The organism is Pseudomonas sp. GW822-FHT02G04 (assembly GCF_058802085.1).
In genome coordinates this window covers 305,574-331,541 of the sequence record NZ_JBXANU010000002.1, presented here as the reverse complement: position 1 = coordinate 331,541, position 25,968 = coordinate 305,574, and the positions used below count along the sequence as shown (strand labels likewise).

34 protein-coding genes and 1 pseudogene are annotated in these 25,968 nt (G+C 56.2%); 18 read left to right on the top strand and 17 right to left on the bottom strand.

Translation table 11 applies throughout. The features are described from left to right. Window position 1: 1 nt before the first annotated feature. Window positions 2-277, bottom strand: coding sequence for a hypothetical protein (locus AC1RO5_RS04035; RefSeq protein WP_493172943.1), 276 nt, complete (start codon window positions 275-277; stop codon window positions 2-4). Window positions 278-441: 164 nt separating this feature from the next. After that, a complete protein-coding gene (locus tag AC1RO5_RS04030; RefSeq protein WP_493172939.1) occupies window positions 442-1,083 on the bottom strand; it encodes an FMN-dependent NADH-azoreductase in 642 nt (213 codons plus the stop codon). 103 nt (window positions 1,084-1,186) lie between these two features. Between AC1RO5_RS04030 and AC1RO5_RS04025 the strand changes: the two genes are divergently transcribed. The 9 genes and pseudogenes from AC1RO5_RS04025 (at window position 1,187) to AC1RO5_RS03985 (ending at window position 5,932) form a co-directional block, all read left to right on the top strand. Then, window positions 1,187-2,041, top strand: coding sequence for a LysR substrate-binding domain-containing protein (locus AC1RO5_RS04025; protein ID WP_493172937.1), 855 nt, complete (start codon window positions 1,187-1,189; stop codon window positions 2,039-2,041). 47 nt (window positions 2,042-2,088) lie between these two features. Then, window positions 2,089-2,514: a GNAT family N-acetyltransferase gene (locus AC1RO5_RS04020; protein WP_493172935.1), complete on the top strand. Its 426-nt coding sequence runs from the start codon at window positions 2,089-2,091 to the stop codon at window positions 2,512-2,514. A gap of 167 nt (window positions 2,515-2,681) precedes the next feature. Continuing rightward, window positions 2,682-3,164: a GNAT family N-acetyltransferase gene (locus AC1RO5_RS04015; RefSeq protein ID WP_493172933.1), complete on the top strand. Its 483-nt coding sequence runs from the start codon at window positions 2,682-2,684 to the stop codon at window positions 3,162-3,164. A gap of 300 nt (window positions 3,165-3,464) precedes the next feature. Beyond that, the gene (locus AC1RO5_RS04010) at window positions 3,465-3,902 is read left to right on the top strand and encodes a GNAT family N-acetyltransferase (protein ID WP_493172931.1); all 438 of its coding nucleotides are present in this window, start codon (window positions 3,465-3,467) and stop codon (window positions 3,900-3,902) included. A gap of 211 nt (window positions 3,903-4,113) precedes the next feature. Continuing rightward, window positions 4,114-4,233, top strand: a pseudogene (locus AC1RO5_RS04005) (RHS repeat-associated core domain-containing protein); the annotation flags it as partial. Window positions 4,234-4,272: 39 nt separating this feature from the next. Beyond that, complete coding sequence (locus tag AC1RO5_RS04000) at window positions 4,273-4,611, top strand: CHAP domain-containing protein (RefSeq protein WP_493173225.1); 339 nt, start codon at window positions 4,273-4,275, stop codon at window positions 4,609-4,611. Further along, complete coding sequence (locus AC1RO5_RS03995) at window positions 4,571-5,143, top strand: hypothetical protein (RefSeq protein ID WP_493172928.1); 573 nt, start codon at window positions 4,571-4,573, stop codon at window positions 5,141-5,143. Before AC1RO5_RS04000 ends, AC1RO5_RS03995 begins: the two co-directional genes overlap by 41 nt. Before the next feature lie 23 nt (window positions 5,144-5,166). Then, window positions 5,167-5,517, top strand: coding sequence for a hypothetical protein (locus AC1RO5_RS03990; protein ID WP_493172923.1), 351 nt, complete (start codon window positions 5,167-5,169; stop codon window positions 5,515-5,517). Between the two features lie 55 nt (window positions 5,518-5,572). Further along, on the top strand, window positions 5,573-5,932 hold the full coding sequence (locus tag AC1RO5_RS03985) for a hypothetical protein (protein ID WP_493172921.1): 360 nt from the start codon (window positions 5,573-5,575) through the stop codon (window positions 5,930-5,932). Between the two features lie 20 nt (window positions 5,933-5,952). On the opposite strand, the gene AC1RO5_RS03980 is transcribed toward AC1RO5_RS03985, so the two are convergent. Both AC1RO5_RS03980 and AC1RO5_RS03975 read right to left on the bottom strand, forming a co-directional pair. Beyond that, complete coding sequence (locus AC1RO5_RS03980) at window positions 5,953-6,099, bottom strand: hypothetical protein (RefSeq protein WP_493172919.1); 147 nt, start codon at window positions 6,097-6,099, stop codon at window positions 5,953-5,955. Window positions 6,100-6,218: 119 nt separating this feature from the next. Further along, window positions 6,219-6,515: a DUF3144 domain-containing protein gene (locus tag AC1RO5_RS03975; protein ID WP_493172917.1), complete on the bottom strand. Its 297-nt coding sequence runs from the start codon at window positions 6,513-6,515 to the stop codon at window positions 6,219-6,221. Window positions 6,516-6,758: 243 nt separating this feature from the next. Here AC1RO5_RS03975 and AC1RO5_RS03970 point away from each other — a divergent pair, with 243 nt between their 5' ends. Both AC1RO5_RS03970 and AC1RO5_RS03965 read left to right on the top strand, forming a co-directional pair. Then, the gene (locus AC1RO5_RS03970; protein WP_123493965.1) at window positions 6,759-7,214 is read left to right on the top strand and encodes a hypothetical protein; all 456 of its coding nucleotides are present in this window, start codon (window positions 6,759-6,761) and stop codon (window positions 7,212-7,214) included. Between the two features lie 97 nt (window positions 7,215-7,311). Next, window positions 7,312-7,713, top strand: a complete 402-nt coding sequence (locus tag AC1RO5_RS03965; RefSeq protein WP_493172914.1) for a DUF8617 domain-containing protein — start codon at window positions 7,312-7,314, stop codon at window positions 7,711-7,713. Window positions 7,714-7,854: 141 nt separating this feature from the next. On the opposite strand, the gene AC1RO5_RS03960 is transcribed toward AC1RO5_RS03965, so the two are convergent. After that, complete coding sequence (locus tag AC1RO5_RS03960) at window positions 7,855-8,268, bottom strand: PaaI family thioesterase (RefSeq protein ID WP_493172912.1); 414 nt, start codon at window positions 8,266-8,268, stop codon at window positions 7,855-7,857. A gap of 272 nt (window positions 8,269-8,540) precedes the next feature. Continuing rightward, entirely contained in the window at window positions 8,541-9,473 is a 933-nt protein-coding gene (locus tag AC1RO5_RS03955) for a LysR family transcriptional regulator (protein ID WP_493172910.1), read from the bottom strand. Window positions 9,474-9,570: 97 nt separating this feature from the next. On the opposite strand from AC1RO5_RS03955, the gene AC1RO5_RS03950 reads away from it, so the two are divergent. Together AC1RO5_RS03950 and AC1RO5_RS03945 are read left to right on the top strand one after the other, a co-directional pair. Then, a complete protein-coding gene (locus tag AC1RO5_RS03950) occupies window positions 9,571-10,569 on the top strand; it encodes a cyclase family protein (protein ID WP_493172908.1) in 999 nt (332 codons plus the stop codon). Between the two features lie 31 nt (window positions 10,570-10,600). Then, window positions 10,601-11,029: a RidA family protein gene (locus AC1RO5_RS03945; protein WP_493172907.1), complete on the top strand. Its 429-nt coding sequence runs from the start codon at window positions 10,601-10,603 to the stop codon at window positions 11,027-11,029. A 334-nt stretch (window positions 11,030-11,363) separates the two neighbouring features. Here the strand turns inward: AC1RO5_RS03945 and AC1RO5_RS03940 are convergent, their stop codons facing one another. Further along, the gene (locus AC1RO5_RS03940) at window positions 11,364-12,293 is read right to left on the bottom strand and encodes a malate dehydrogenase (protein WP_413696481.1); all 930 of its coding nucleotides are present in this window, start codon (window positions 12,291-12,293) and stop codon (window positions 11,364-11,366) included. Between the two features lie 500 nt (window positions 12,294-12,793). Here AC1RO5_RS03940 and AC1RO5_RS03935 point away from each other — a divergent pair, with 500 nt between their 5' ends. Then, the gene (locus tag AC1RO5_RS03935; RefSeq protein WP_305412344.1) at window positions 12,794-13,192 is read left to right on the top strand and encodes a hypothetical protein; all 399 of its coding nucleotides are present in this window, start codon (window positions 12,794-12,796) and stop codon (window positions 13,190-13,192) included. A gap of 87 nt (window positions 13,193-13,279) precedes the next feature. Here the strand turns inward: AC1RO5_RS03935 and AC1RO5_RS03930 are convergent, their stop codons facing one another. Then, entirely contained in the window at window positions 13,280-14,002 is a 723-nt protein-coding gene (locus tag AC1RO5_RS03930; RefSeq protein WP_493172904.1) for a tetratricopeptide repeat protein, read from the bottom strand. Window positions 14,003-14,229: 227 nt separating this feature from the next. Here AC1RO5_RS03930 and AC1RO5_RS03925 point away from each other — a divergent pair, with 227 nt between their 5' ends. Beyond that, window positions 14,230-14,391, top strand: a complete 162-nt coding sequence (locus tag AC1RO5_RS03925; RefSeq protein ID WP_413696483.1) for a DUF2986 domain-containing protein — start codon at window positions 14,230-14,232, stop codon at window positions 14,389-14,391. A 136-nt stretch (window positions 14,392-14,527) separates the two neighbouring features. Here AC1RO5_RS03925 and AC1RO5_RS03920 read toward each other — a convergent pair whose 3' ends face one another. Both AC1RO5_RS03920 and AC1RO5_RS03915 read right to left on the bottom strand, forming a co-directional pair. Further along, the gene (locus AC1RO5_RS03920; RefSeq protein WP_493172900.1) at window positions 14,528-15,577 is read right to left on the bottom strand and encodes an alpha/beta hydrolase family protein; all 1,050 of its coding nucleotides are present in this window, start codon (window positions 15,575-15,577) and stop codon (window positions 14,528-14,530) included. Between the two features lie 235 nt (window positions 15,578-15,812). Then, window positions 15,813-16,694: a LysR family transcriptional regulator gene (locus AC1RO5_RS03915; RefSeq protein WP_493172898.1), complete on the bottom strand. Its 882-nt coding sequence runs from the start codon at window positions 16,692-16,694 to the stop codon at window positions 15,813-15,815. Between the two features lie 110 nt (window positions 16,695-16,804). On the opposite strand from AC1RO5_RS03915, the gene AC1RO5_RS03910 reads away from it, so the two are divergent. Further along, window positions 16,805-17,389 (top strand): isochorismatase family protein, encoded by a 585-nt coding sequence (locus AC1RO5_RS03910; RefSeq protein WP_493172896.1) that lies wholly within the window; start codon window positions 16,805-16,807, stop codon window positions 17,387-17,389. A gap of 75 nt (window positions 17,390-17,464) precedes the next feature. Here AC1RO5_RS03910 and AC1RO5_RS03905 read toward each other — a convergent pair whose 3' ends face one another. Then, window positions 17,465-19,366 carry a potassium transporter Kup gene (locus AC1RO5_RS03905; protein WP_493172894.1) on the bottom strand — a complete coding sequence of 634 codons (1,902 nt, stop codon included), beginning with the start codon at window positions 19,364-19,366 and terminating at the stop codon, window positions 17,465-17,467. Window positions 19,367-19,931: 565 nt separating this feature from the next. On the opposite strand from AC1RO5_RS03905, the gene AC1RO5_RS03900 reads away from it, so the two are divergent. Further along, a complete protein-coding gene (locus AC1RO5_RS03900; protein ID WP_493172892.1) occupies window positions 19,932-21,278 on the top strand; it encodes a PAS domain S-box protein in 1,347 nt (448 codons plus the stop codon). Between the two features lie 34 nt (window positions 21,279-21,312). On the opposite strand, the gene AC1RO5_RS03895 is transcribed toward AC1RO5_RS03900, so the two are convergent. Further along, the gene (locus AC1RO5_RS03895) at window positions 21,313-21,933 is read right to left on the bottom strand and encodes a cell wall hydrolase (RefSeq protein WP_493173223.1); all 621 of its coding nucleotides are present in this window, start codon (window positions 21,931-21,933) and stop codon (window positions 21,313-21,315) included. Between the two features lie 182 nt (window positions 21,934-22,115). On the opposite strand from AC1RO5_RS03895, the gene AC1RO5_RS03890 reads away from it, so the two are divergent. Further along, window positions 22,116-22,967: a CAP domain-containing protein gene (locus tag AC1RO5_RS03890; protein WP_258668869.1), complete on the top strand. Its 852-nt coding sequence runs from the start codon at window positions 22,116-22,118 to the stop codon at window positions 22,965-22,967. A 70-nt stretch (window positions 22,968-23,037) separates the two neighbouring features. Here the strand turns inward: AC1RO5_RS03890 and AC1RO5_RS03885 are convergent, their stop codons facing one another. The 5 genes from AC1RO5_RS03885 to AC1RO5_RS03865 form a co-directional block, all read right to left on the bottom strand. Further along, window positions 23,038-23,439, bottom strand: coding sequence for a YfeK family protein (locus AC1RO5_RS03885; protein WP_493172889.1), 402 nt, complete (start codon window positions 23,437-23,439; stop codon window positions 23,038-23,040). Between the two features lie 64 nt (window positions 23,440-23,503). Then, window positions 23,504-23,740, bottom strand: a complete 237-nt coding sequence (locus AC1RO5_RS03880; RefSeq protein ID WP_081628196.1) for a hypothetical protein — start codon at window positions 23,738-23,740, stop codon at window positions 23,504-23,506. Between the two features lie 123 nt (window positions 23,741-23,863). Next, the gene (locus AC1RO5_RS03875) at window positions 23,864-24,100 is read right to left on the bottom strand and encodes a hypothetical protein (RefSeq protein WP_007942075.1); all 237 of its coding nucleotides are present in this window, start codon (window positions 24,098-24,100) and stop codon (window positions 23,864-23,866) included. Between the two features lie 61 nt (window positions 24,101-24,161). Beyond that, window positions 24,162-24,950 (bottom strand): DeoR/GlpR family DNA-binding transcription regulator, encoded by a 789-nt coding sequence (locus AC1RO5_RS03870; protein WP_493172887.1) that lies wholly within the window; start codon window positions 24,948-24,950, stop codon window positions 24,162-24,164. A gap of 123 nt (window positions 24,951-25,073) precedes the next feature. Further along, window positions 25,074-25,967: a LysR family transcriptional regulator gene (locus AC1RO5_RS03865; protein WP_493172885.1), complete on the bottom strand. Its 894-nt coding sequence runs from the start codon at window positions 25,965-25,967 to the stop codon at window positions 25,074-25,076. Between the last annotated feature and the right edge of the window lies 1 nt (window position 25,968).

Here is a 25,968-nt window from a genome sequence, read left to right as displayed (position 1 = left end):
CTCAAGCGCTTTCTTTTTTCTCTTTTCTTATACCGATCAAAGACCAACCAAGAAAAAAACAGACAACAATCCCTATCGCCGCTGCAGCAAGCACGAGAATAGATGAGTTAACTTTATTAGTTGTAGCAACAAGCCTTATTAGCGCAGTAAATGCAACACCACTATAAATGCTGTTTTGCAAAGATTTTCTTGGATTTAATGGTTGTTTTACGATGTAAAATAGAGCTCCAAGCATCATTGAAATAACAACCGCACAAACAATTATAAGTAGCATCATGTGGATCCACCCTGATTAAAGCTACATCTAAAGGTGATCGTGACAACTCAAATAGGCAACATTCTGGGTGATGCTAGTACAGGGCCATCACTCTGTCCAATAACTGCTCTTGGCCCCCGTGACTGGGGACCAATAGGCCTCTTCGTGCGAAAGATCCTGATGGCTCAGCGACCAAGGCTATCTGCCAATCTCCTGGCCTGCTGAGTCGCGGCCTCACGCGCGCTGAGGTCAACGTCTTCCCCCAGGATGGTTTTCTCCACAATCACTGAATGCACATCCGTCACGCCGATAAATTTCAGCCAGGCTTCCACGTAGGGCTTCTGGAAGTCGAAGCGCTCTGCCGGGGTGATCGATTGCGCCGAAAAATCCAGGCCACGGGCGTACATCACCACGGCGGTTTTGTTGTGCAGCATGCCTTCCAGACCGCGCTCCGGATCGAAGCTGAACAGGATGTCTTTCTGCGACACCAGGTCGATGAAGTGCTTGAGTTTGTACGGGATGCTGAAATTCCACAGCGGAACGGACATCACCAGCACATCCGCGCTGTGCAAATGCGCGGCCAGATCCTTCAAGGTGTTCCAGGCGTCTTCTTGCCCCGGGGTCAAGGACGTGCCATTGAGTCCGGCGTATTTGGCCTCCATGGCCAGATCATTGAATTCCGGCAACGCCATGTTCCAAAGGTCAAGGGTGATGATTTCGGTGTCCGGGGTGTTTTCCTGATAGCGCGCAATGAAGCTGCGGGCGACTTCAAGGGAGGCCGAGCGCTGTTTGCGCGGGGAACATTCGATATGCAGAAGAGTAGTCATGGCACGCCTCGGGTAGTGGGAGATGGGGGCGATGAACATTGCAACATAGTTTTATTTAGAATATAAATCGCAAATAAATCATCCATTAATCACAGATCAAACTATGTTCGATGCTCTGCTGCTCAAGACATTTGTCACGGTCGTCGATGAAGAAGGCTTCAGCCGTGCAGCCGAGAAGCTGCACCTGACCCAGTCTGCGGTCAGTGGGCATGTGCGGCGACTGGAAGAACAGATTGGTAAACCCCTGTTGAGGCGTACCACCCGTTCCCAGCAACTGACGCCCGATGGCGAACGCCTGGTGGCTTATGCACGCACCATCCTCGCGCTGAACCGTGATGCCTGGGCAGAACTGACACGCACGCCGTTTCACGGGCGACTGCGGATCGGGGTATCCGAAGACTTTGTCGAATCGCGATTAATGCGGACTTTTCAGGATTTCGCGGCGCAGTACCCGGGGATGGAGATCGACGTGCAGGTGGGCATTCCGGGCACGTTGCTGGCCTCGATGAAACAAGGGCATCTGGAACTGGTCATCGGTTCTCTGTGCGAAACCAGCGACACGGGGCTGCTGCTGTGGCAAGAACCACTGGTGTGGGCCTGGTCGGCGCAACCCGTCACCCAGTTACCGACGCCGTTGCCGCTGGCCCTGTTCCCCGAGCCGTGCCCTTATCGCGAGGTAGCCCTGACGCAGCTGGCTCGGGCAGGGATCGCCCAACGAACGGCGATGTTGTGCAGCAGCGCGGCCGGATTGCGAGCAGCGGCACTGGCTGGCTTCGCAGTAGCACCCATGCCAGTCAGCCAGTTGGGGCAAGGGTTGGCGGTTCTTGGCGCAGAACAAGGGTTGCCGGACTTGCCCGATGCGCAGTTTCGGTTGTTTAGCGCTCCTGAAGCGGATCAGGCGATTGTGGCAGCGGTCACTCAACTCATTGTGGAGTATTGCTCCACGCGCAGGACTTAAGAATCATACCTTGTTGACCCAATTACTCACTGCTCAGGGAGAGCGCCATGTCTGTAGAAATCCAGCTTTCGGAAAATGCGACTGAAGCAGAGCGACTAGGAATTTTGACCCCATTGCTGGCCCATAACCTGGCCAACGGTGGAGACGACGCCTATGAAACTTTTGCTCTGTTGCTACGAGACGCTGACAGTAACGAAGTTATTGGTGGGCTGTACGGCAAGGTCTCTTATCGATGGCTGCTCATCGATCTTGTCAGCGTTCCCGAGTCAATGCGTGGTCAGGGCATCGGAGAACGGCTAATGCGCATGGCTGAAGAAGTTGCGCAGAAAAAACACTGCATTGGTATCTGGCTGGAGACCTTCAGCTTTCAGGCTCCCGGTTTTTATCGAAAACTTGGTTACTCCGAATTCGGACGCCTGGCAGACTATCCACCGGGACATACCCGGCTCTATTACCAGAAGTCGTTGCGCTGACCGCGTTTTGGATCTTGGGCCGATAGCTGTGCTTCGTACTGTCCGCCATGGGCTGTGGATTTCGGTCAGTCATGACACACCGGAATCGGCCATGGAATATCCTCCCCGCTATGAGACAAAGACCGGGAGTCTGCGGAGCACCAATACATCAAGGAGAATTGCACATCATGGATGAAGCCATTACGTACCGAACGGCAGCCGTAGAGGATGCACTAACCATTTGTGAACTCGGCCAATTGCTTAACGCGGTACATCACGCTGCCCGTCCCGATATTTATACTGCTGCTACCCAGGATTTTTCGCGCGACCTTCCTCACTGGATGAGTTTTTTCGAGAAACCGGGTCAGGTTGTATTCATTGCGAATGTCGCTCACCAAGCCGCAGCCTTCATTTCTGCCAGCCTGTCGACAAGCTCCGGACCGCTGATGCAACCGCTGGCTATTGTTCGAATCGGATCGGTTTGCGTAGCCGAGCAATTTTGGGGAAAAGGCATTGGTCGAACCTTGGTACAACTCGTTCAAAACTGGGCAATCGAGCATAACGCCCAAGACATAAGGCTGTCTGTATGGGCGTTCAATGCACGTGCTACGCGTATGTACACCGAGTTGGGGTTCGAAACCCGTGCATTCGAAATGGGAATGCGCGTGTAAGGGTGATTCCCTCCAACGTGAAAAAGAACTTTGAGCTACAGCTTTGGGTCGATTTCGGTTAGTCGCGACAGGCAGCAATCGGCCAAAAGCAGACCATGGACACGCAGCTAATACGTCAGTAATGTGCAAAAAAAAATGCCGCTTTCTCCCTTCTTGATGTCGCGTTTACAGACTCGATTTTTTGATTGTTCAAGGGATTACGCATGAACATGGAATATTATGCGACATCGCATGTCGCAAAATTAATTGTGATGCCACAAGCCGTACGACAACTAAAAATTGAATGATCGGAGCAATAAAGTGGAAATCAAGATTGATATATTGGATTCTCCAACAGAAAAGGATCAAGGAGTTCTGAATAATAGGTTTTCAGAATATCTTCGAATTCAATATCCAAATCTACCGCCAGAATCGGAAGATAAAATATTTATGGTGGTTGCACGCGATGAAGTAGGCGACTACATCGGAGCAATAAGCTGTAATTGTTACTGGGATGGCTTAGAAATTGATACCTTTTGGGTTAAGGAATCTCATCGCGGTAGAAAAGTCGGTTCTATGCTATTGGAAAAAGCAGAAACGATTGGCGCCAACAATGGGGCAGTAGTTGCATTCTTAAAAACCGTTGATGCTAAACAGTTCTACGAGAAGCATGGGTATGAGATTTATGGTGTTCTTGAGGATCGACCAATCGGGACTAACCTGTATCATTTAAAGAAACGGCTAGTAAAACACGCATAACAACTGGTTCAAACCGTTCGCTTCGATCACTGGGACGGGCTAAAGCCCGCCCCTTAACCAAATGCTGGTCAGCGTCCGCATTGGGTCGACTGCTGCCCTTCGCAACAGGCAGCAGTCGGCCAAAAGCTGCCGTTAGATCTAGGCCGGGTGCCGGCCACCTGCTTCATGACTACACCGGGCGGGAAAATGATGGCACGGGGGGGGCTACTATTATCGGGCACGGTATTACTCTCCTAGCTTTGGACGGTTTATCTCGGGAGATCCGATTGGCTTGGCTGGCGGGCTTGATATCTATGCATATGTTCGTGGGAATCCGTTGAGTGGAATTGATCCATTAGGTCTTTTCGATATCCTCGCTTATAGCCAATGGATGAATGATCACGCACATACAAGTTCTCAGCATCAATGTGCGAAGTATGTTCGGCGAGGTCTCGAAGCTGGAGATGCAGATACTACTGGGCACCCTAGTGATGCGAAAAATTATGGGCTGACGTTGACAAACAATGGGTTTACGCCTATTCCTTCAGAAAATTACACTCCTCAAGCAGGTGATACCGTAGTATTTCAACCATGTCCCGGCGGAAATCCGTCTGGACATATTGAAATGTTCAATGGTGATCGATGGGTATCGGATTTCAACCAAAATCATTTCTTACCAGGTATCGAATATGAAAACTCGACATATCAAATATATCGAGCATCAAATTAATAATATAAAATCTATAATATTATTCTATTTGCGGAACCTGGTATTCCTGCATGTCGCTGGAGTGCCGCTTCTATTTGCACAACCTGCCTACCCACAAGGTGTTGAATCAACAGATGTTGTCTATCAACTATATAAGAATTATGGTTGGGAGGCGCTATTCTCATCTCCAGATGATGCCAAGAAGAGCATTGGAGACCCTCTTCTAATGCAATCGAAGGAAGAACTCGAGAAATATTTTGATGACAAACTTGTGCACCTCATTTTAAAGGAGGCAGATTGTATTGCAAAAAAATCCGGCGAGCTTTGCAAGTTAGAGTTTAATCCAATATTTGCCTCACAAGATGCGTCCGCATCAGAATTAAGCATAAAGAGCATCAATCCAAGGCGCGTTGACGTGCAATTTGTTTATCCATCAAATCATGAAAAAATCAAGCTTTCGTATGTAATGATTGACTCTCCGAAAGGATGGAGAATTGCAGATATCAAATATATTGGCAGTCATGCATCACTGAAGAATCTTCTGGAAAGATAAATTATGACATCACCGGAGCATTAATGCATATGCTTGCGAGGATTGACTTCGACATATTGATTCGTGCGCTTTATACGGCCTATGTCAAAGACAACCCATTAAATGTAGATCAAGACCAGCCTTTCTTAATTTTTTTCTTTAAATTCAGTTGGCCAACTTCTAAGAAAGTACCATTCACCTATGACCCTTATGGCCAAACCAGCAGCAGCGGCTCCGCGAATGCTAACTGCTTCGGGTCGACTGCTGCCTGTTGCGTCGACCGGTCGAATCCACAGCCAGAAGAAGACGTTCGCCCGAGCCGCTTCCGCCAGAATCGGACGATCAGCCTGGGTGGCCGTCCTAACAAATGGAGATATGATCTGCCTACCAAATGAGAGCCAATTCAGGCCTATGATTCTTCAATAACCACCTGTATGAAAAGAGCACGGCATGATGATAAATGATTCAGATTTAGCCGAAATGATTCCTTCCGCGCTAACGGGTGTAACTGTCGGGATCGGTTCGCAGATCCTGCTTTTTGGTGATATGGCTAGCGTGTTAATTCAGTGCCCATTCGTTTGTGATATCAATAGGGTATGCAGGTGGGGGCATGGTGAAGACGCTGCCACCAGCCCTTTACTTTTCGACTTTCTAAACCTCGATGTAGAAGGTTTTTCAATTGATAATTTTGGGGTTTTCACCATTACTTTCAGTACGAACATGATCTTGAAAATCTTTCCTGAGAAAAATGGATTGGAGTCTTATGTAGTGAGTACGCGGCGCGATATATTCCCCATCTTGGTGTGGTAGCCGGAAGAACGCGATGGCTCTCAGTGGAGAATAGGGCTCGAGCCCCGGCTTCCGTACTGACTCTGGTTGCTGAACCTCCGGGTCGGTTGCAGCACGGACATCAGCGCGGTGATTTCCTTGAGCGCCTCTATGAAGTCGGTTCTCAAGTCGTGGTTATGGCCGCTCACTAAAAACACTCCTTCGATTAAGATAACTTGCTGTCGGCGTGCTTCTGGTCGATAGCGGTGCATCGAGACCGACTGCCAACGACCAAAAACAGTCAATCATCGAGAGCAACCAAGATCAATCAAGCGTCTTTCGCAGTCATGTACTTGCTGAAGTTGTTGATATGGTCGTCGAGATTATCCTCGAGCATCATCCGGTACTGCTCACAAAAATACTTCAACATTGCTTCGCGAGCCTGCGCCATTTCCTCGCCTGATTTGAAGTTGCGAGCGCTCACCCAAGCGTTGAATCGAGTGGTGCCAAACATCATCGACGCGCTTACCTTGCCAAGGTCTCCGAACGCCCTAAGCTGCTTGTTCGACAGGTTTATATGCGCGTCTGCACGATCATAGAATGCTTCATCGGTCGCATCTGGCATTGCTGATTACCTTTCAATCATTTTCGGAAATTCCGTAATTGGAACACTTCCCGCATCGGCTAGCTACGACACGTAAACGATAAATACCAAGGTTTGACGTCCGCTATTGGTACGAGCCGTTTATCGCGCGGTTGCCCTTCAGCAAGCGTTGAACCTGGCGATAACCTGTTCGGCGACTCACGCGGACTCGAGCGTTTTCCCACCGAGTGATCCCTTGGCCCTCTATCGTTGAATGGACTTCCTATGCATCACCGCATCCATGCCGCTTACCATCAAGCGAAGTTTAGCCGTAGCCGCTGTGCCTGGCTGTTTATCGACGATGTACCTATCGAGGAGTGGCTAAACAGTCACCTCGAATACCCCGATCTAGACCTGAACGGTCTTTCATTGATGTGGTTGTTGGATGAGGAAGAAGACGCGCTCGCCCAACGGCGTTTCGCGCCTGCAGAAGACGGCACATCGACGCCGGTTCCGCTGCTGGTCTGCGGCGATGACATGGACTTCGATTGCTTTGTGCTGATGACCGAACAGGTGATTGACGGAGATACTCTGCACTGGCGCCGTTTTGGGTTGAGCGTGTCCAGCGGCCTGGAAGTCGGTATTACCACTCGATGGGACGCCGAGAATCGCCCGATCAGTTTTTCCCTGGCGGAATTTCGCGAGGCGCTAGAGGACTTTTACAGGCTGATGAAAGCCTGAGGAGCTGAGTGAATTACTCCTGCTCAAGTCGAAAGTTTTGCCAAAGAGTTGTCCGCCATTTAACGAAGCGATCGAACGCCAGGGTGATGAACCGCAAATGAGCAAACTGGGTTGCAAGTGTGGCCATGTGATTACCGATCAGACCGACAGCTCGCCCTTTAAGGCGAGCCTGCTTCGCGACGAAGTAGAAAATGAATTCTGGGATGAAGTGCACCGTGAGCTCAAACCTCTGATAGAGGCGGCGGAATCCGGAGACAAGGCTGCGATAGCTGAAGCATTTGGCGAGTTCGCACCCTGGATCAGCGCTACTGACGAACTGCAAGGCCGGATATCCAGCATCTACATTCATCGAATGTCGACTGCCTACGAATGCCAGAACTGTGGACGCCTTTGGGTGCAAAAGGATGCCAGTGACAGATTTGTTTCCTATGTCCCTGAGGAAGGCGCATATGGGGCGATCCTGGCAGTGGCATCAGGAGAGTCTGAAAATCGAAATTGAGCGTGCGCGATTGGCCGAAAGCTGCCGTTGCAATTGGCTGCATTCGGCCAGAAGCAGTCATTCAAGGCGATTCGATAACACTCACCCGCTGAGCATCATGATGCGGTCTATTGACTACCAACGCCTTGATGGACAAGCATTTCAACTCATTGGCACAGCGAACACCGCACTGGCGCGCGCAACTGCTCGCTCACCGACATGCAAACTGACCGCGGCAAACGCCAGTTGACGTCCTTTTTTGGAGTACTCAAGACGCACTTCCAGCCACTCATTGATTTGTACTGCGCCGAGATAATCCAAGGTCATGCTCGCCGTGATCAATGGCTGCGGAGGGTCGCTGGAAAATGCCATGGCGTAACCCATACCCACATCGGCTAATGTCGCCAATACACCTCCATGCAAGGTGCCGCGGCCATTGGCATGTCGTGAGTCAGTCAATAATCCCAGTTCCAATTGCAGCCCGTTGCCCCTCGCGTAGATCGGGCCAAGCAAATCAAGCAACGGACTACTGCGGGTAAACGGGGTAAAACCCTCGGGAATTGCTGTGGCGCTCATGGTCCCTCCTTGTGCCGGCTACTAACCTGTGTCATTGACCTGAATACATCGATTCCAACTCGGGGGTTTATTTGTAATCGCGCAATGGGGCAAGAACTATACGTATGCAGAATTTGCAGTGATAAACCATGTGCCCTGAATGGCCAGCTTAAAAATAAATCCGTCCACTTTTCCTCCCCTGTTCCCGCTCGTAATCGGCACATCTCGCTCATCGAAAACAGGTGCAGCGCCAGGTTAAGACGAAAGGTGATTTAACCTTGACTGAAGCAGGGTCAGTCCAGCAGTGCCATTGCGCCTGTGGACGTGCTCGTTGGCGGTAGCGTTTCCAGTGCACTGGCGAGGAAATCGACAAACACCCGGACTTTCTGCGACACATGCCTATGGCTGGCGTACAGCGCATAGATCGCGCGCCGAGGCATCGAGTGCCCGGGGAGCAGTTGCAGTAACTGGCCACTGTCGAGCAAGGGCTTGGCGATGAACGAAGGCAAGGCGCCGATGCCCAGGCCGGCCAGCAACATGTCGCTGAGCATCAGGCTGTTGTCCACCGCAAGGCGCACTGGCAGTTCCAGGCGGCTACTGCCTTGCGGGCCTTGTAGGTGCCAACTGCCGGGATGCTCGGCCAGGCGATATGCCAGGCAGCTATGCTCGCGCAGGTCGTCGACGCTATGCGGCGTGCCGTTGGCCAACAGGTAAGCCGGTGCGGCACAGATCACTTGTTCAACTTCGCCCAGGCGTCGGGAGATCAGCGAGGAGTCTGGCAGGTGGCTGCGAATCCGAAGCGACACATCAAAGCCCTCGCTGACTACGTCCAGCAGGCGGTCGTCGAGGGTGAGCTCGACCTTCAGCTCTGGGTAGCGCTGCATGAATGCCACCAGGATCGGCGACAGCACCTTGAGGCCAAACGACAGCGGCGCGTTCACTCGTAAACGACCGCTGGGTTCACTGGCGCCGACTTGGGTCGCACGTTCCAGGGCTTCCAGTTCGTCGAGCAGGTGGCAGCATTCGTTGAAATACGCCTGCCCAGCCTCGGACAGGCTCATCCGGCGGGTGGTGCGCAGTAGCAACAAGCTGCCCAAGCGTTCCTCCAACTGCCGCACCTGCTTGCTCACCGCCGCTGTGGACTGTCCCAGGTCGAGAGCGGCCAGGCTGAAACTGTCGCGCTCGACCACGCGGCGAAAGGTACGCATGGCCACCAATACATCCATATTGTTTCTCCTGGGTTGAAACTCAATCAATGAAGCGGCTGATTATCTATGATTTATCAGCCAATAACATGACCGCTCCCCCTTAAGGAGTCATGTCATGTTGCGGTATTCGTGGATCAAAAATCTTACCGGGCTGGCCGCCTTGTCTGTGCTCAGTTCACTGTGCAGCGCTGGCACGCTGGGTAAGCCCGAGGTGGGTATCAGCCCCTGGGGGCAGAAGGACGAGATCGGGCGCCTGAACCTGATGACCCCTCAGTCGCAAGCGGCGATCATGGCCCGGACCAATGGTGCCCAGGCCTACGACCTGGCGGTGGAATACTTCGTCGGCATGCCCAGCTGGCAAGCGGCGGGTGACCCGCCCTACCAGATGTGGATGACTCACACCCCCCACGGCAATGTGATCGCCGACCCGATGAAGGTCGGAGAACCGATGAACGAGCACGTCAGCTATAGCGGCTCGGCGGTGTCCATGTATGCCCACATGGGTACCCATATAGACGCTCTCAACCACTTTGGCCTGGACGGCAAGATCTGGAACGGCTTTCGTGCCGATCAGCACCTGGGCGACCGTGGCTGGAATGTCACTGGAGCAGAAAAACTGCCACCGATCATCGCCCGCGGGGTGATGATCGATGTCCCGGCAGCCAAGGGCCTGGAGCAACTGGCGGATAGCTACCGCATCACCCGCAGCGATTTACAGCAGGCGCTGGCCAAGCAGCGAGTGACGCTGGAGAAAGGTGACGTCGTGCTGATCCGCACCGGACGCATGCGTGACTATGAGCACGCCCAAGCCTACATGGCCAACCCGCCAGGCCTGAGCCTGGATGCGGCGAAGTTCCTGGTGGAGGACGGCGGCGCCATGGTAGTCGGTGCCGATAATCTTAGTTTTGAGACTTTCCCTTCCGAGGTCGATGGCAACTACCTGCCGCTGCACACCTATCTGTTGGCCATGCAGGGCGCACCGATCATTGAGTTGGTGAATTTGGAGGGCTTGTCCAGGGACCGCGTTTACCAATTCGCCTTTGTGGGGGCCTCTTTGAAGCTGCGCGGAGCCGATGCGGCGCCGATTCGCCCAATGGCCCTGCCCGTCCACTGAGCACACGGCGTTATTTATTCAGGAGATCACCATGTCAATGCACTCAGCACCCTCACACCCGCTTACCTTGTCCAACCCGCCGGGGCTGTATGACCCCAGCGCCAACGGCTACTCCCATGTGGCCCAAGTGGCTGCCGATACCCGGCTAGTGTTTATCGCCGGCCAAGGCGGGGAGACCGCCGATGGCCAACTTTCGGCTGACTTTTCCGATCAAGTACGCCAGGCTCTGGCCAACCTGCAGACGGCCCTGCGTTCGGTCGGCGCCGAGGTCGGCCAGGTGGCCAAGCTGACGGTGCTGATCGTCGATCACAGTCATGCGCGCCTTGGGATTTTTGGCGCGCAATTGCAGCAACTCTGGGGCTCCTCGCCAACACCGGCCTGTACCCTGATACCGGTACCACGCTTGGCCCTGGATGGCATGTTGTTTGAAGTCGAGGCAGTGGCTGTGCTGCCCGCCTGAACCTGGCCGGCCCGGGGCATATCAATTATGCCCGCGGGCCTGGCGGCTTCGGCCCCGCTAATGATTGCAGGCAGACGCGGCAAGCTTCGGGCGGATGGCTCCGGGAGCTTGTCAGACGGGTCGCAATGTCTACTTATTCAGGGGCGATTCACAATCAGGATTGGCCTGACAGGGTATGGGGACAGTCGAAACATGCATCGGTCGTCCGCGCCAATCCGGCCTGTTCAGCCCCATAAAAGATCATAGTGCCACTGCCTGACACCAGGTAACACCATGACCCCGAGCGCCAGGGACCGGCGCTCCACTCCCCGTTGCCCCCCTCATATAGCCCCGCTCACAAAGCATTCATTTCAGCAATATCACGCACCACCTGATCTGCAGAGCGGTCGAACATCGCCTGCTCCTGCGCATCCAGAGACAACTCGATCACCCGCACAACACCATCCTCTGCCAGCACACAGGGGACACCCATGGCAATACCAGTTCGCCCGTACTCGCCCTCGAGAATCGCGACCGTCGGCAAAATGCGGTTTCGCCCATTGGCGATAGCATCCACCATCTGTGCAATTGCCACGCCCGGCGCATCGCAGGCGCTCCCCACCTTCTTCAAACCCAGAATCTCGCCGCCACCCTGACGTGTGCGCTCCACAATCTGCTCTATCTGCTGATTGGACAGGAAGTGAGACAGCGGCACCGAACCGACCGCACAGTATCGCATCAGCGGCACCATGCTATCGCCATGCCCTCCCAGCACCAGCGCCGTGATATCCCGAGCAGAAAACCCTGTCTCCTCGGCAATGAAACACTTCATGCGCGCTGTATCCAGTACCCCCGCCTGCCCGAACACTCTGTTGCGTCCCAGCCCACTGAGACACCAAGCCCGATAGGTCAGCACGTCGACCGGGTTCGACACCACCAACACCGTCGCCGCCGGAGCATGACGATTAATATCCAGCATGATGCTATCGAGAATTGGCAGATTGATACTCAATACATCCTGACGCGACTGACCAGGCTTGCGGGGCACACCCGCCGTAATCACCACCAGGTCAGAATCCTGCAGCAGTTCGGCATTGGACCCGCCGTAAACCCTGGTATCAGAACCTGACTCAACTGCCGCCTGCCAGACGTCCAGCGCCTTGCCCTGTGCCAACTCACCCTGCACATCAATCAACATCAACTCACGACAGAACTCTTCCCGGGCGATGATCTGAGCCGCAGCCTCACCCACCATACCGGCACCCACAATTGATAGCTTATTCACCTCACACCTCCCTGCGGCTCGCGCCACCAGCAACACGCCCGCCTATACAGAGAAGTATTACCCGCTAATGCTAAAAGACCACCCGAAGGTGGCCTGTATTTGTTTTACCTGCTTTTCGCCATTCCCATGGCGGCATTACTTCAGCCTCTGATAACCCCCGTAGGCCGAGCCGCGCGCCCTTAGCGGACTGCTCCAGGTCTATCGCAGCCCTTTGCCATCGTCCGCAATGGGTTGTGGATTTCTGCCTGTCGCGAAAGGCTGCAACCATCCCATAGCTGCCCGTGGTGAGTGGCGGCAACCGACCAGAAGCCGACAACCAGATAGCAAACCTCAAAGAGACCGAACAATGAGGTCGCCGGCTATTTAAGCAGCGGTGTCCTAGAACTTTTCTCCATTTATCGGTCTATGTGGACAGGCACATCCTCGGTAAGCGCGACCTCGCAGGCTTCCCGCAGTCAGATGGCCACACGTCCATTGTCAATCAGAGGTTGTCTTCGCTCATGAAATTCCATGACCCACGGATGGTGCTCTTCGGCCTGTTCGCGCTCGCGGCAGTGGGCTCCGCATCAGCAACACAAATGAAGACCTCAACCCCTGTTTTCGCAACTGAAGTGGCAGCCGTTCAGGCTCCGGTCGAGGCTGCCGGCAACCCTTGGCCAACCTTGGCCAGTATGGCTGGCAAACAGCCGGGTCCATTGCTGGCCCATGACGACCGATACTGGCATGACGGCCGTTGGCACGATCGTAGAGACGATTGGCGCCGAGACGAATGGCGTAGAGAACAGTGGCGCAGAGAGCAAGCCCGTCGAGAAGCTGAACGCCATCGTTATTGGGAGCGCCACGATGATCGGCCCATGCGGCACCGCTACGAGGACGATCACCGCTACTATCGTCGCTAGTGCGACGCCACGAGACGGAAGTCTGACCATTCAACGCGACGGTCGAAGCTGGACCGTCGCCGACCAGCCAGAAGGCCACTCAGAAACTCAACCGCGCACCAGGTAGGCTCCCGACGGAACCCGATGCCGCAGCTTCTTGCATTTGCCGGGTGGGGGCTGATGCCCGGGCGGTCGATCAGGAAACCAGATTCGGCATTTACCCGGTGGCGGCCAATGGCCGCGGGGAATCTCAACGCCATCGTACGCGGGCGCTGGCTCGGCGGAAGCCACTTGCAATTCTCCTTCGGGCGTTGCGCGAGCGAAGTTGCCAGCGTCGCGCCCAGTGTCCGGAGTGGATTGTTCAGCAGCGGCCATTTCTGCTTCGCGGAGCCTTTGGGCCTCCTCTTCGAGCCCCTTCTGTACTGCGACCTGGTCCTCTTTGGCGTTGGGTAAGGTACTCGAAGCCTCGGCCTGTTGCGCCGCCTGGATCAATTGGAAGTTGCGGTTACGCAACTGCACGTTGCTACCAACCCTCATGTTCGAGCGCACCGCCAACGTTTCAGCCTGCTGGTACTGCCCCTGCTGAAGACGCAACACACCGAGGTAATGCAGCGTCGCGGGATTGTTCGGCTGGATATGCAGGGCACGCTCCAGCGTGGCAGCGGCCAGGTCCAGCTGGCCATCTCCATACTGCCGCGAAGCGGTTTCGATCAGGGTGGTTGATGCACTGTTACTTTGCGAGGGCGCCCTTCGCTCGGCAGCAACCGAACAAAGCGACGTGACGACGCAGAACGCCAGGATAAGACCCGGCAGAAAAATCTTGGTTGGCATCAGGGGCGGACTCGGCTGATCTCGGACGGCACTGTCGTAAAACAGGCCACCAGCACTGCTCGGCATCTGCGACACAGGGCCCCCATTGACCTGGCCAGTACCCTGAAGTTCCCGCCGCAACGGCCATTGCGGACGGAGTGGAATTCGCAGGCCGCCGCACCGGTATCAATTTTTACCTGAAATTTTAAGCTGGTATCATTCAAGCACTGACAAACCGAGCAGAAAATATGAATCGTCGTAAAAAAATAAATCAGTTATTAAAGGCTAATGCCAAAAAGGCCAGCGCCAAATTGGCACCGAAAAGCAAGACTAAATACATTAGTAAAGCTGACCGATTGAAGCTGGCGGCTGAAGCCGGTCAGGACTCAATCACTTCCGCTGAGAGCTGATCTACGTAGCCTTCGCGACCGACCGCTTCCGCCGCAGAGCCCACTTCCCTGCCCAACCGATCTGACAGATTGCGCGGACGTCAAAACTGCTACAGCGGTTTTTTTGTTGAGCTGCAGCAGTTCCCTTACCACGAGTTTACAAACTTTCTTCTTTGTAGGGTGACTGAAGAAACTCTGCTATCAGCGATGTGATCTGCTGCTGAATCACCCCACGTGAGCGACCGCCGTCGCCATCCCGGCAAATGATGCCATCGCCTGGTACATCTTCTTCGAGCAAGACCTCCGCGCCAGGTTTGCACATCGACAAGAAGCTGAAATGGCTTGCGTCGCTGATTTCGACGTAACGGCTTGACGCCGCAGGCAAGCGTTTGGCCAGGTTGGCAGACTCCAGTTCAGCAGGAAGGTCGTGCGACGGTACGCCGGCAGCGATCACCAGCGTTGGTACCGGCAGCGCCGCCAGGCTTTCATCGGTCATGCCCCGTGAAAGGCCAATGTCCAATGTAACCACAGCAGTGACGCGTTTATCGCGCAAATCGGCGGCCAACGCGGCCTTTGATTTTGAGGTGCTTGCAGGGTTTATCTTTCCATAGACGGTGCAACTTGCTAATTGCGGGTGGGCTTTGCAGTCATGGGCGAAGCGGTCTGGATCGAAACGAGCACCGGCGATCTCCAAGGCGGTCATGCCGCCGAGTGAATGGCCCACTACTGCAATTCGGTCATTGGCGACCAAGCCGAATTTTTCAGGTTGAGTCGTGACGCTATCAATGGCTCGACGCACATCAACGGGCCGCTGCCATAACTGCGCCGCTGCTTGAGGGCTACGGTCATGAGTGGTGGTGCCAGGGTGATTGATCGCGGCAACGATATAACCCCTATGAGCCAGAGCACTGGCAAGCCAGATCTGGTTGCTCCAGTTCCCCCTGTACCCGTGGGAGAGCACCAACAATGGATGCTTGCCCGCAGCTGGCGGCGCGTTACGAACGGCAGAAGCACCGACAAACACCACATCATCGCCGATCAATTGCGTTGCGGCGGCAGTCGCACTGGGGTACCAGACGACCATCTCCAGTGCGCGGTCATTGTGCGAGTCCGCCAGTGTGGAAGATTGGAAGCCGACAGGGTTCTCGTCAGCGAGTGCGATAGAAGTCAGCCAGGTGAACAGCAGGACGCCGAAAGCTATTTTCAATGTCGTTTCTTCCTTGATTAGACAAATACATGGCAACCTGAACCCGCCGTCAGGCGAATCCACCTTCGTACGGAGTCGAAGCTAACGTGGCTGCATAGTGAGCACGGACATTAAAGCCCACAATCGAATCCACGGGCATAAATTTCATCGTTAACTCTGTTCGCGGTCTTTTAGAGAGAAGGCTGAACGTCCGCTTTCCCGCGTGTCTTGCCTAGTGAAAGGCACTCACCACCCGCTAAGCATCCTGCAATTTCTCACGCAGAAACTCGATAAACCGTTGGGTTTTCGCCGGTAACAGCCGCGTCTCGGTGAGGGCGTAAACCGAGACGGGCGAAGCCTGCCACTGTGGCAAGACTCTGCGCAGCGTGCCGTCGGCGAGGTCTTGCGCAACGATGCCTTCGGCCAATAACGCGACCCCCAGATCCAGCGTCGCCAGACGTCGAATCATTCCCACGCTGTTGAGTTCAAATCGACCGCCCACCTCAACTTCCACCTCCCCTTCACTGCTGGAGAGCATCCAGCGTTCGGCACGGGTTCCGCGCAGACGCAGGCATTGGTGGTGGGTCAGGTCCGAGGGCTGAACGGGATCGCCGTACTGTTCGAGATATCGGGGTGAGGCGTAAAGACCGCGGCGCAAACTGGCGAGCTTGCGGGCGATCAGGTTCGAACTCGCGGGTTCGCCCATGCGGATGACCACATCAATCGGCTCACTCACCAGATCGACCTGACGCGGGGTCAGATCGAACTCGAAGCTGATGCCAGGATACAGCCGGGCAAACTCCGCTATCAGCGGCGCCAGGTAGATATTGGCGAAATCCACCGGCAGCGAGGCCCGCAGCACACCGCTGGGGCGGGCCAGCATTTCACCGAGCTGCTCGTGCGCGAGCCGGGCTTCTTCGACGATGCGTTTGCAGCGATCGAAGTACAACTGCCCTGCCTCGGTCAGCTCGATCTTGCGCGTGGTGCGATGCAAAAGCCTGAGCCCGATTTCTTTCTCGAGGCCACTTATCCGGCGCGACAGCGTCGAGTTCGGCATGCCCATCGCCTCGGCCGCGCGGCGGAAACTGCGCGCCTTCACAACCTCGACGAACAGCGCCATGTCGTTGAGAAACTCCAAAGCTATTGCTCCACCAGTGGATCAGTCATTTCAATTTTACCCGGTTTATCCCGGATTCGGATTGATCAATGATAGCCCCATGCCGCAACCCTACTGCCAGGAGAATCATCATGACCTACGAAAAATTCAGTGCCGATAATGCCGCCCTGCTGTTGATCGATCACCAGGTGGGAACGATGGGTTGGGTGAAATCCATCCCGTTCGAAGAACTGAAACGCAACGCGCTGATGCTCGCCAAAGCGGCCAGCATTCTGAAACTTCCGGTGGTGCTGACCTCCAGCATGGAAGAGTACGCGCAGGGGCCGCTGCTGAGTGAACTGGAGCAGATCCTGCCCGCCGAGTTCGCTTCCCGCGTCAAACGCCTGGGCATCGTCAACGCCATGGACGATGAACACTTCGCTGCCGCCGTCAAAGCCACGGGCCGTAAAAAGCTGATCATTGCCGGTGTCACCAATGACGTGTGCACGGTTTATCCGGCGCTGAGTCTGGTGCGCGAAGGGTATGACGTTCAGGTGGTGGCCGACGGTGGCGGTTCACCGAGTGTGATGGCCGATGACATCGCCCTGCGGCGGATGGATAAGGGCGGCGTGACGCTGACCACCACCAACCAGCTGATCGCTGAACTCGCCGGAAGCTGGGCAACGCCGCAGGGTGGGCAGTTGGTGCAAGTGCTGATGGAAGCGTTGCAAGGCTAAAAATTGGCTGCAAATCCTGTGGGAGTGGCGCACCGCCGCTCCCACAGGGATATGCGTTTGACTGATTGCAGCCGTCTACATCTCAACCTGCGTACCCAGTTCGATCACTCGATTGAGCGGCAAATTGAAGTATTTGAGGTTGCTGTTGGCGTTCTTCAGCAAGAACGCGAACAGGGTCTCGCGCCAACGGGCCATGCCGATACGCTTGGTCGGGATGACCGTCTCGCGGCTGAGGAAATACGTGGTGCGCATCGGGCTGAAATCCAGCTCTTTCAAATGGCACAGGCTCAACGCCAGCGGCACATCGGGTTCTTCTATAAAACCAAAGTGCAGACTGACCCGGAAGAACCCTTCGCCATAGGACTCGACCTCGAACCGCTGATCTGCAGGCACACGCGGGCGGTCTTCAGAGACGACGGTGAGAAACACCACCTGCTCGTGTAGCACCTGGTTATGCAACAGGTTGTGCAACAGGGCATGGGGGACAGCGTCGGATCTGGCCGTCAGAAATACCGCAGTACCCTGCACTCGATGGGGAGGTTGCGCGCCGATGCTGCTGATGAACAACGGCAGCGGCAGAGCGGTTTCGTCCAGTCGCTCGACAATGATCTTTCGGCCGCGTTTCCAGGTGGTCATCAAAATGAACAGAGCAATACCGGCAATCACCGGGAACGCACCGCCCTGGAAGATCTTCGTCGCGTTGGCGGCGAAGTACAGGCTGTCGACCATGAGAAAACCCAACAGCATTGGAATCGCCAGCCAACGCGGTGTTTTCCACAGCAGCAAAACCACGGCCGAAGACAGGATGGTCGTAATCAACATGGTCCCCGTCACTGCCACGCCATACGCCGCTGCCAGCGCACTGGACGACTCAAAGCCGATGACCAGCAACACGACACCGACCATCAGCGCCCAGTTCACGAGGCCGATGTAAATCTGCCCCTGCTCCTGACTGGAGGTGTGCTGGATAAACATACGCGGCACATAACCCAGCTGAATGGCCTGGCGGGTCAGTGAGAACGCCCCGGAAATCACCGCCTGGGAGGCGATGATGGTGGCCAGTGTCGACAGCGCGACCATCGGCAGCAGCGCCCAGTCGGGTGCCAATAGATAGAATGGGTTGCGTACCGCTTCCGGGCTCCCGAGGATCAACGCGCCCTGGCCAAAGTAGTTGAGTACCAGGCCGGGCAGCACGAGGATGAACCAGGCACGGGCAATCGGTTTGCGACCAAAATGGCCCATGTCGGCATACAGCGCTTCCGCACCGGTCAACGCCAACACCACGGCGCCCAGAATGGCCACGCCGATGCCCGGATGAACCACGAAAAAATTCACCGCCCACGCAGGATTGAGCGCCTGTAGGACTTCCGGCCGTTGCAGGATGCCGTAAATGCCGAGGGCGCCCAACACCCCGAACCACAGCACCATGACCGGGCCGAACAGGATGCCGATACGCGCGGTGCCATGTTTCTGGATCAGGAAAAGCGCGACCAGCACGATAACGGACAGCGGAACGACCCAATGCCCGATTCCCTCGAACGCAAGCTGCAGCCCTTCAACCGCAGAGAGCACCGAGATGGCCGGGGTGATCATGCTGTCCCCGTAAAACAGTGCCGCGCCAAACAGGCCGAGCAACACCAGGATCCTGCTCATTTCCGGATACGGCGCCGAGGCCCGACGTGCCAGTGCCGTCAAGGCCATGATGCCCCCCTCGCCCTGGTTGTCGGCGCGCAGGATAAACAGCACGTACTTGATCGAGACGACCCAGATCAGTGACCAGAAAATCAACGACAGAACACCCAGCACACCATCGTGATTGGCCTGGACGCCATAGTGACCGGCGAACACTTCCTTGAGGGTGTAAAGCGGACTGGTGCCAATGTCCCCATAAACCACGCCGACTGCGGCAACGAGCAAACCCACTGCTGATGTTTTGCCGTGGGAGTCTTCATGGGAGGGTATCGCTGTTTCGCTCACGGGTAGCTTCTCTGAAATGGAAGGAAAGAAATGGCATGCCACCTTCGAGCAAGAGGGTTTGCGAGGTCACCCGGTAAACGTTCGGACTCAGCCATGAAATCCCACAGCTTGATAATGAGATTAGTCCATGGGGTGTCATGCCGTTCGTTCAGGCGACCTGGCGAGTGTTGCAGGCCTGTCGACGATCAAAAAAACGCGGCAAGTATCCTCGCGGGGAAAAACACCTACCGTAAAGAAACCGTAAAAATGTACGGGCAAGCCCTGTGTAGCAGCAGCCTCGCAGGCTCGGCAGCTGCTATCAGATCAGCGGGCGAAGCTCGATCAAATTTCTTGTGCGCGACCGAAAATAGTCCTTAATTGGAGACAAGGTTCTTTCCGGGACCTGGCCACATCGCTATATCCTGTATTTCAACCCGAATCACCTGAATCGAGTGCCAAGGCACCACCAGCATGGAGTTTGCGAATGAGCCAAGGACCTATCCATGAGGACGACACCGCTATAGGACCTACCTGTATTTCCTCAGAAGGTAGCGAGCAAACCTCCCCATCCCTTCACGACCTGGGGTTGAGCGATGTCCTTGAGGCACTGCCCGAGGCGATCTACACAACCGATGCCAAGGGTCTGATCACCTTTTACAATCATGCAGCGGTGGCGCTGTGGGGAGTGAGCCCGGCGCTTGGGGAGAGCACCTTTTGCGGCTCCTGGAAGCTCTATTGGCCTGACGGCACGCCGCTGCCCCACGATGAATGCCCCATGGCCATGGCATTAAAGGAACAACGTCCTGTCCGAGGGCTTGAAGCCATCGCCGAGCGTCCGGATGGCACACGCGTTCGTTTTCTGGCGTGCCCCTCGCCGATCTTCGATGCAGCAGGCGGCCTGATAGGCGCCGTTAACATGCTGATCGATCTGACCGAGCAGACCGTCGCCGACGAAGCCGCGTTGAGGCATGACGCGCTGGTCGAATCGTCCGCCGATGCAATCATCGCCAAAGACCTGAACGGCACGATTACCAACTGGAATGCTGGTGCCCAGCGACTCTTCGGTTACACAGCCGAGGAAGCCGTCGGCCAACCCATTACCATGCTCATTCCGCTGGATCGACTGGATGAGGAATCCAGCATTTTGACGCGCATTCGTCGAGGCGAGCGCATCGAACACTATGAAACCCTCCGGCGGCGCAAAGACGGCAGCCTTGTCGAGATCTCTCTCGCCGTCTCCCCCATCAGAAATCGGCAAGGCCGTATTGTCGGAGCGGCCAAAATCGCTCGCGATATCACCGAGCGTCGACAGGCGGAAGAACAAAAGAGCCTGCTCATCAGAGAGATGGATCACCGGGTGAAAAACCTGTTCACCCTGGCGAACAGCGTGGTCTCACTGAGCGCCCGTTCGGCAACGACCCCCGGTGAACTCGCCTCCGCCGTTTGCGCACGGCTGAACGCATTGGCGCGAGCGCATACCCTGACCATCCCGCACGGTTTGAGTAACGAGCAGCCAACGACATTGCATGCCCTCATTCAAACCATTCTCGCGCCTTATGCCGGTGGCGAGGACAACAGCCAGTCACGCGCTTTCGTGACCGGCCCTGACGTAACGATTGACGGTGCGTCAGTCACCAGCTTCGCGCTGCTGTTGCATGAGTTTGCAACCAACGCCGCGAAATATGGGGCGCTCTCTTTGCCTGAAGGGCTTTTGGATATTTCCTGCAGCGAGAGTGAGGAGGTGTTCACCGTTGTCTGGAGCGAAAGGAATGGGCCGCTCATTGACCGGGAACCCGACAGCACCGGTTTCGGCACACTTCTCGCAAAAGCGACCGTGCATGGCCAGCTTCACGGCGAAATCCGCCGTGACTGGAAGCGCGAGGGGCTGACCATCACCGTAGCGTTTCCCACCCGTAGCATTCGTGGTCAGTAAAGGGCGGGGCTAGGTGGTGCGAAGCGATTCGCACCTACTTGGCCGTCCCGCCACCAGGTTTATAGAACAGAAACTTCCGGGTCTCGCCCGTCTTGATGTACTCCTTCGCCCAGTCGGGTTTCACCGTTCTGTCGTGGAAATACAAGGCACCGTGGGTGCGGTCCGTGAGTTGCTTGTTGAGTGCCTTGCGCGCGATCTCCTTGGCGATGGCATATTCGTCGTCTTCCTTGACTTGATCCGCACGCCCGTCGCACCACCAGGAAAACTGGCAGGCATGCTTTTCGGAACCTTGCTTGACCACGGCGCACACCGTATCCGGAAAACCTTCGTGACCGAGCCGGTTCATGACCACGCTGGCGACGCCTTCCATGTCGGCAGCAGCCACGCCTTTGGCTTCCCAGTAAATACTGCGTGCAAGGCACGTAATGGCATCCTCCAGCGGCGCCGTGCCCGCCGGGTCGACCGCCTGCGCTTCGGAGGGGGTGATGACCTCGGATTTGGGCACCGGAACTTCGCTGCCCTTCTCTGCTGCTTTCTGCTCCAGGACCTGCGCCTTCTCTTCGGCCACTTCCTTTTTTTGCTCCTGATCGGTCGCCCACACCTGACCGCACAGAAGGATGATTGCGAAGCAGGTGGCTACCCCTTTGAATCGCATGTTCCGAGCCTTCCGATTGAAACCGGCTTGAGCAATGAAACGATCGCAGACCTGGGTTGATTGTAGTAGCCGGAATTCATACCAACAGGCAGGCAATAAACTGCATTTGAGCGCGAAAAGGCATTGCATCAGGAGGGGGGACATCGCGCATCATGGGCACAGATCGTTCAAGGGAGATTTTCATGCGCAGCCTGTCATCCGTTTTGCATCTTGGCGTGTTGTCATTCGGGTTGGTGTTCAGCGTCATCGCGTCGGCGGCCGATGAACAGCAGTTGGTCGAGTCGATCAACGTTTACCGCAGCCAGGTGCAGCGCTGTGCCGGTCAGGCGTCGTCGGAGTTGCCACCGCTGGCCAGCGATCCGCGCCTGGTGCTGTCCGCCAACAGCATCGGCGACCTGCAGCAGGCATTGGCCCGCGCGGCATATCCGATGGTTAACGTGCAGGCGATCAGCTTATCCGGCCCGCGTGATGCGCCCGCCGCGATGAAGGCGATTCAGGAGAGCTTCTGCCGGGTGGTGCTGGACCCGCAATTTGTCGATATCGGCGTCAGCCGAGAGGGCCGTGAATGGCGCATCGTGCTGGCACGCCCCCTGTTGACCGGGCGCTTGGGCGACTGGCAAGCGGAGGGCCAGAAACTGCTCGAAGCGATGAACAGCGCCCGCACGCAAGCGCGCCAGTGCGGCGCCCAATCCTTCACCGCCACCACACCGCTGGCCTGGAACGCCACGCTCGGGTCAGCCGCCGAAGGCCACAGCCGGGCCATGGCCAACCATAACTTTTTCGATCACAAGGACCGCGACGGCCGCACGCCGGGTGATCGGGCTGAACTGGCGGGTTACGCCGGTCAGCAGGTTGGTGAAAACATCGCCGCCGGGCAGGACACAGTGCGCAAGGTGGTCGATGGCTGGCTGGCCAGCCCAGGCCATTGCGCCAACCTGATGAACCCACAGTTTCGCGAACTGGGTGCAGCCTACGCGGTGGACCCGAAGAGTGACGCAGGCATTTACTGGACGGCGATGTTTGGCACGCCGTGAAGAGTCGTCATCGGAAAAAGGAATCGCCATTTTGGCGGTGCATCTGCTGCGCTAGCGCCCGACAAAACCATCAATGAGGTTGCCGTTGCCGCTGTAACTCGGTCTTCAACCAGAGGCTGGCCGGTTGTTGTGTGCCTGTCGGACAGCGCACTTCATAGGCGCGGCCACTCATGCTGCTTTGAGTGGCCGCCAGCTCAATGAAGTCTTCTACGCTCTTCACCTTCTCCTGTTCTTCAAGGTACTCCAACTTCTTCTCTAGATGCGCCCGGGCCTGAGGGCCAGCGTATTCGCTGCCGTTGCGCACAAACCGGCATTCACTGTGCTCGACAAAGTCCAGCAAGCTGTTTATTTCTTGAGTGGCTTTAGGTGGGATTTGTGCCTGCGCATTGAACACCACGGCGGTCAGGCCGATACCTGCTGCGATCAGCCATTGAGTGAGAGGCGCAGCAACATACCCAGTCAGCCTTCGCATGGTTATTCCTCAGGAGGAGGTTCAGAGCGGTTATCACCCCGCTCTGAAGCCGGGCGATCAAGCGTCAATCGTCGCCCTGGTTATCATCGTTGCCACGGTCGCGGTGCCGACGGCGATCATCACGACGATCGTAATCCCGGTCATACCCTCGATCATCACGGTAATAATAGCCACGATCATGGTCGCGACGGTATTCACGGTGATCCCGATCGTACCTGTCTCCCTCTTCCCAATAAGGAAAGCAACCTCCCAGCAGGAGAGTACTTGCAATGGCCAGGGTCATTATCGCGGTGCGCTTCATTTTAATGTCCTAAAAGGTCAGAACTACGGGGATGAGGTGACGCTGGCGGCGAATCGATCGCAGTGCGTTCAAACCCATAATTACGACCTTCCAGCCGGTCAATGATTCCGTTATCGCCGGGCCTTACAGCGTTCTCTGACTATTACCGATGGTTTTGGCTTTTTCGATGGCCCATTCCATCGCCGCTTCCATATCCAGCAGATGCGGCGAGGGGTGTTTGTCCTCGACGATGGCCGAGCCGTCCGGCCAATAGACCCCCATGAACATCTTCAGCGAACCGTCTCTCAATATCTCGGCTTTAACCTCAATCGTGCATCCGTTCGACAGCGTTTCCGAGTGGGTTATATGGCGCTCAGTCATGACTGCATTCCTCCCGACGTTGCTATCAGCGTAAACCATGCAGCGCCGAGCGCGATGACGCTCAGGCGTCTGCCTGCACCACCTCGATCCCCAGTTTTTGATAATCCTCGAGATTGCCCGAGGCCACATGACGTTCGGTAATCAGCGTATGCACACGGGCACAAGGCGCAACCACGAAGGGCTCCACCGCACCCAGTTTGTCTGCGGTGGTCACGGCAATCACGTGGGAGGCGCTGGCGAGCATCGCCTGTTTCACCGGCACCTCATCGAAATGCAGCGAGCTGAGGCCGACTTCCGGATGAATGGCACAGACCCCGGTGAATACCAGGTCGGCCTTGATGCCCTCGATCAGCCGCAGGGTTTCATGCCCGCTGGAAGACATCGTCGCAGGGTTGAGCTGACCACCGGCGACGATCACCGTGATGCCTTTGTATTCGGCCAACGTGATCGCGATCATCGGCGACGCGGTGACAGCGGTGATGACAATGTCAGCGGGCAGCGAGCGTGCGATCTGCAGCGTGGTGCTCCCGGAATCGAACATCACGATCTGGCCGTCTTTGACCCGGCGCGCGGCAAGTTGCGCCAACCGGGTTTTCACCTCGTCGGTTTCGCTGACCCGGGTGAAGTAATCCTTGCCCGTGTCCTTGGGCCGTGGCAACGCCCCGCCGTGCACCCGCTGCACCAGCCCGGCACTGGCCAACTCCGACAGGTCCCGGCGAATGGTGTCTTCGGACACAGCGAAATGCTGGCTCAGCTCGGAAGCCATGACCTTGCCATCACGTTCGAGGATTAGCAGGATTTTTTGGCGGCGAAGTTGGGGGAGCTCTGCGGAGGAATGCTCGGTGTGCATGGTTATGCCTGTTTTTGCGTGTTTATGCGTGTTTATGCGTGTTTATGCGTGTTTATGCGAGATTAGCCAAACACCTCAATCAACACAAGGCGCTCCCGCAGGTTCTGCGCTGACTGATATCAATCACAACGCATTCACGATGAACTCACGCAACCATTGATGCCCAGGGTCGCGGTGACAGCGTTCGGCCCAGAGCATCGACATCTCGTAACCCGGAACTTCAAGCGGTGGCTCGACCACCTCCAGCCCACGCCCATCGCGAACCAGCCGCGACGGCAGCATCGCGACCATGTCGGTGTTCTCCACAACCGACCGGACAAACAGGAAATGCGGCACCGACAGCACCACGCGGCGCGTCAGGCCCACCTGCGCAAGCGCCTTGTCGGTGACACCCTGGAAGCCCCCGCCATCCGGCGACACAATCACCTGGTCGAGTTCGCAAAACTGCGCAAGGGTCGGCCGCTTTTTCAACTGCGGATGGCCGGCACGCCCAACCAACACATAGTGTTCGGTAAACAACGTTCGACGCCGTAAACCAAGGGGAGAGTCCTCGCTGGTATGAAACGCCAGATCGATTGCGCCCTGCTCCGCTTGCCTGGCCAGCTGTGACGGCACCAGGTCAAACAGCGCCAAACGCGTGCCGGGAGCTGCCGAGCGCAACCTGGCCAATGCGGGCAAGACGATGGTCGACTCGCCGTAATCAGACGCCATGACGTTCCAGGTATGCCGTGCCTCGGCCGGGTTGAAAGGGCTGGCGGGCGACACCGCGCGCTCCAGGGCTTCCAGAGCCTGGCGCAGCGGCTCGCGCAACTCATCGGCCCGGGCCGTGGGCCGCATGCCCCGCGGCCCAGGCAGTAACAGCGGATCGCTGAAAATGTCCCTCAATTTGGCGAGATGCACACTCACCGACGGTTGAGACAGATTCAGGCGTTGCGCCGCACGGGTCACGTTGTGTTCCGAGAGCAAGACATCGAGGGTCAGCAGCAGGTTGATGTCCAGACGTCGCAGATTATTCATG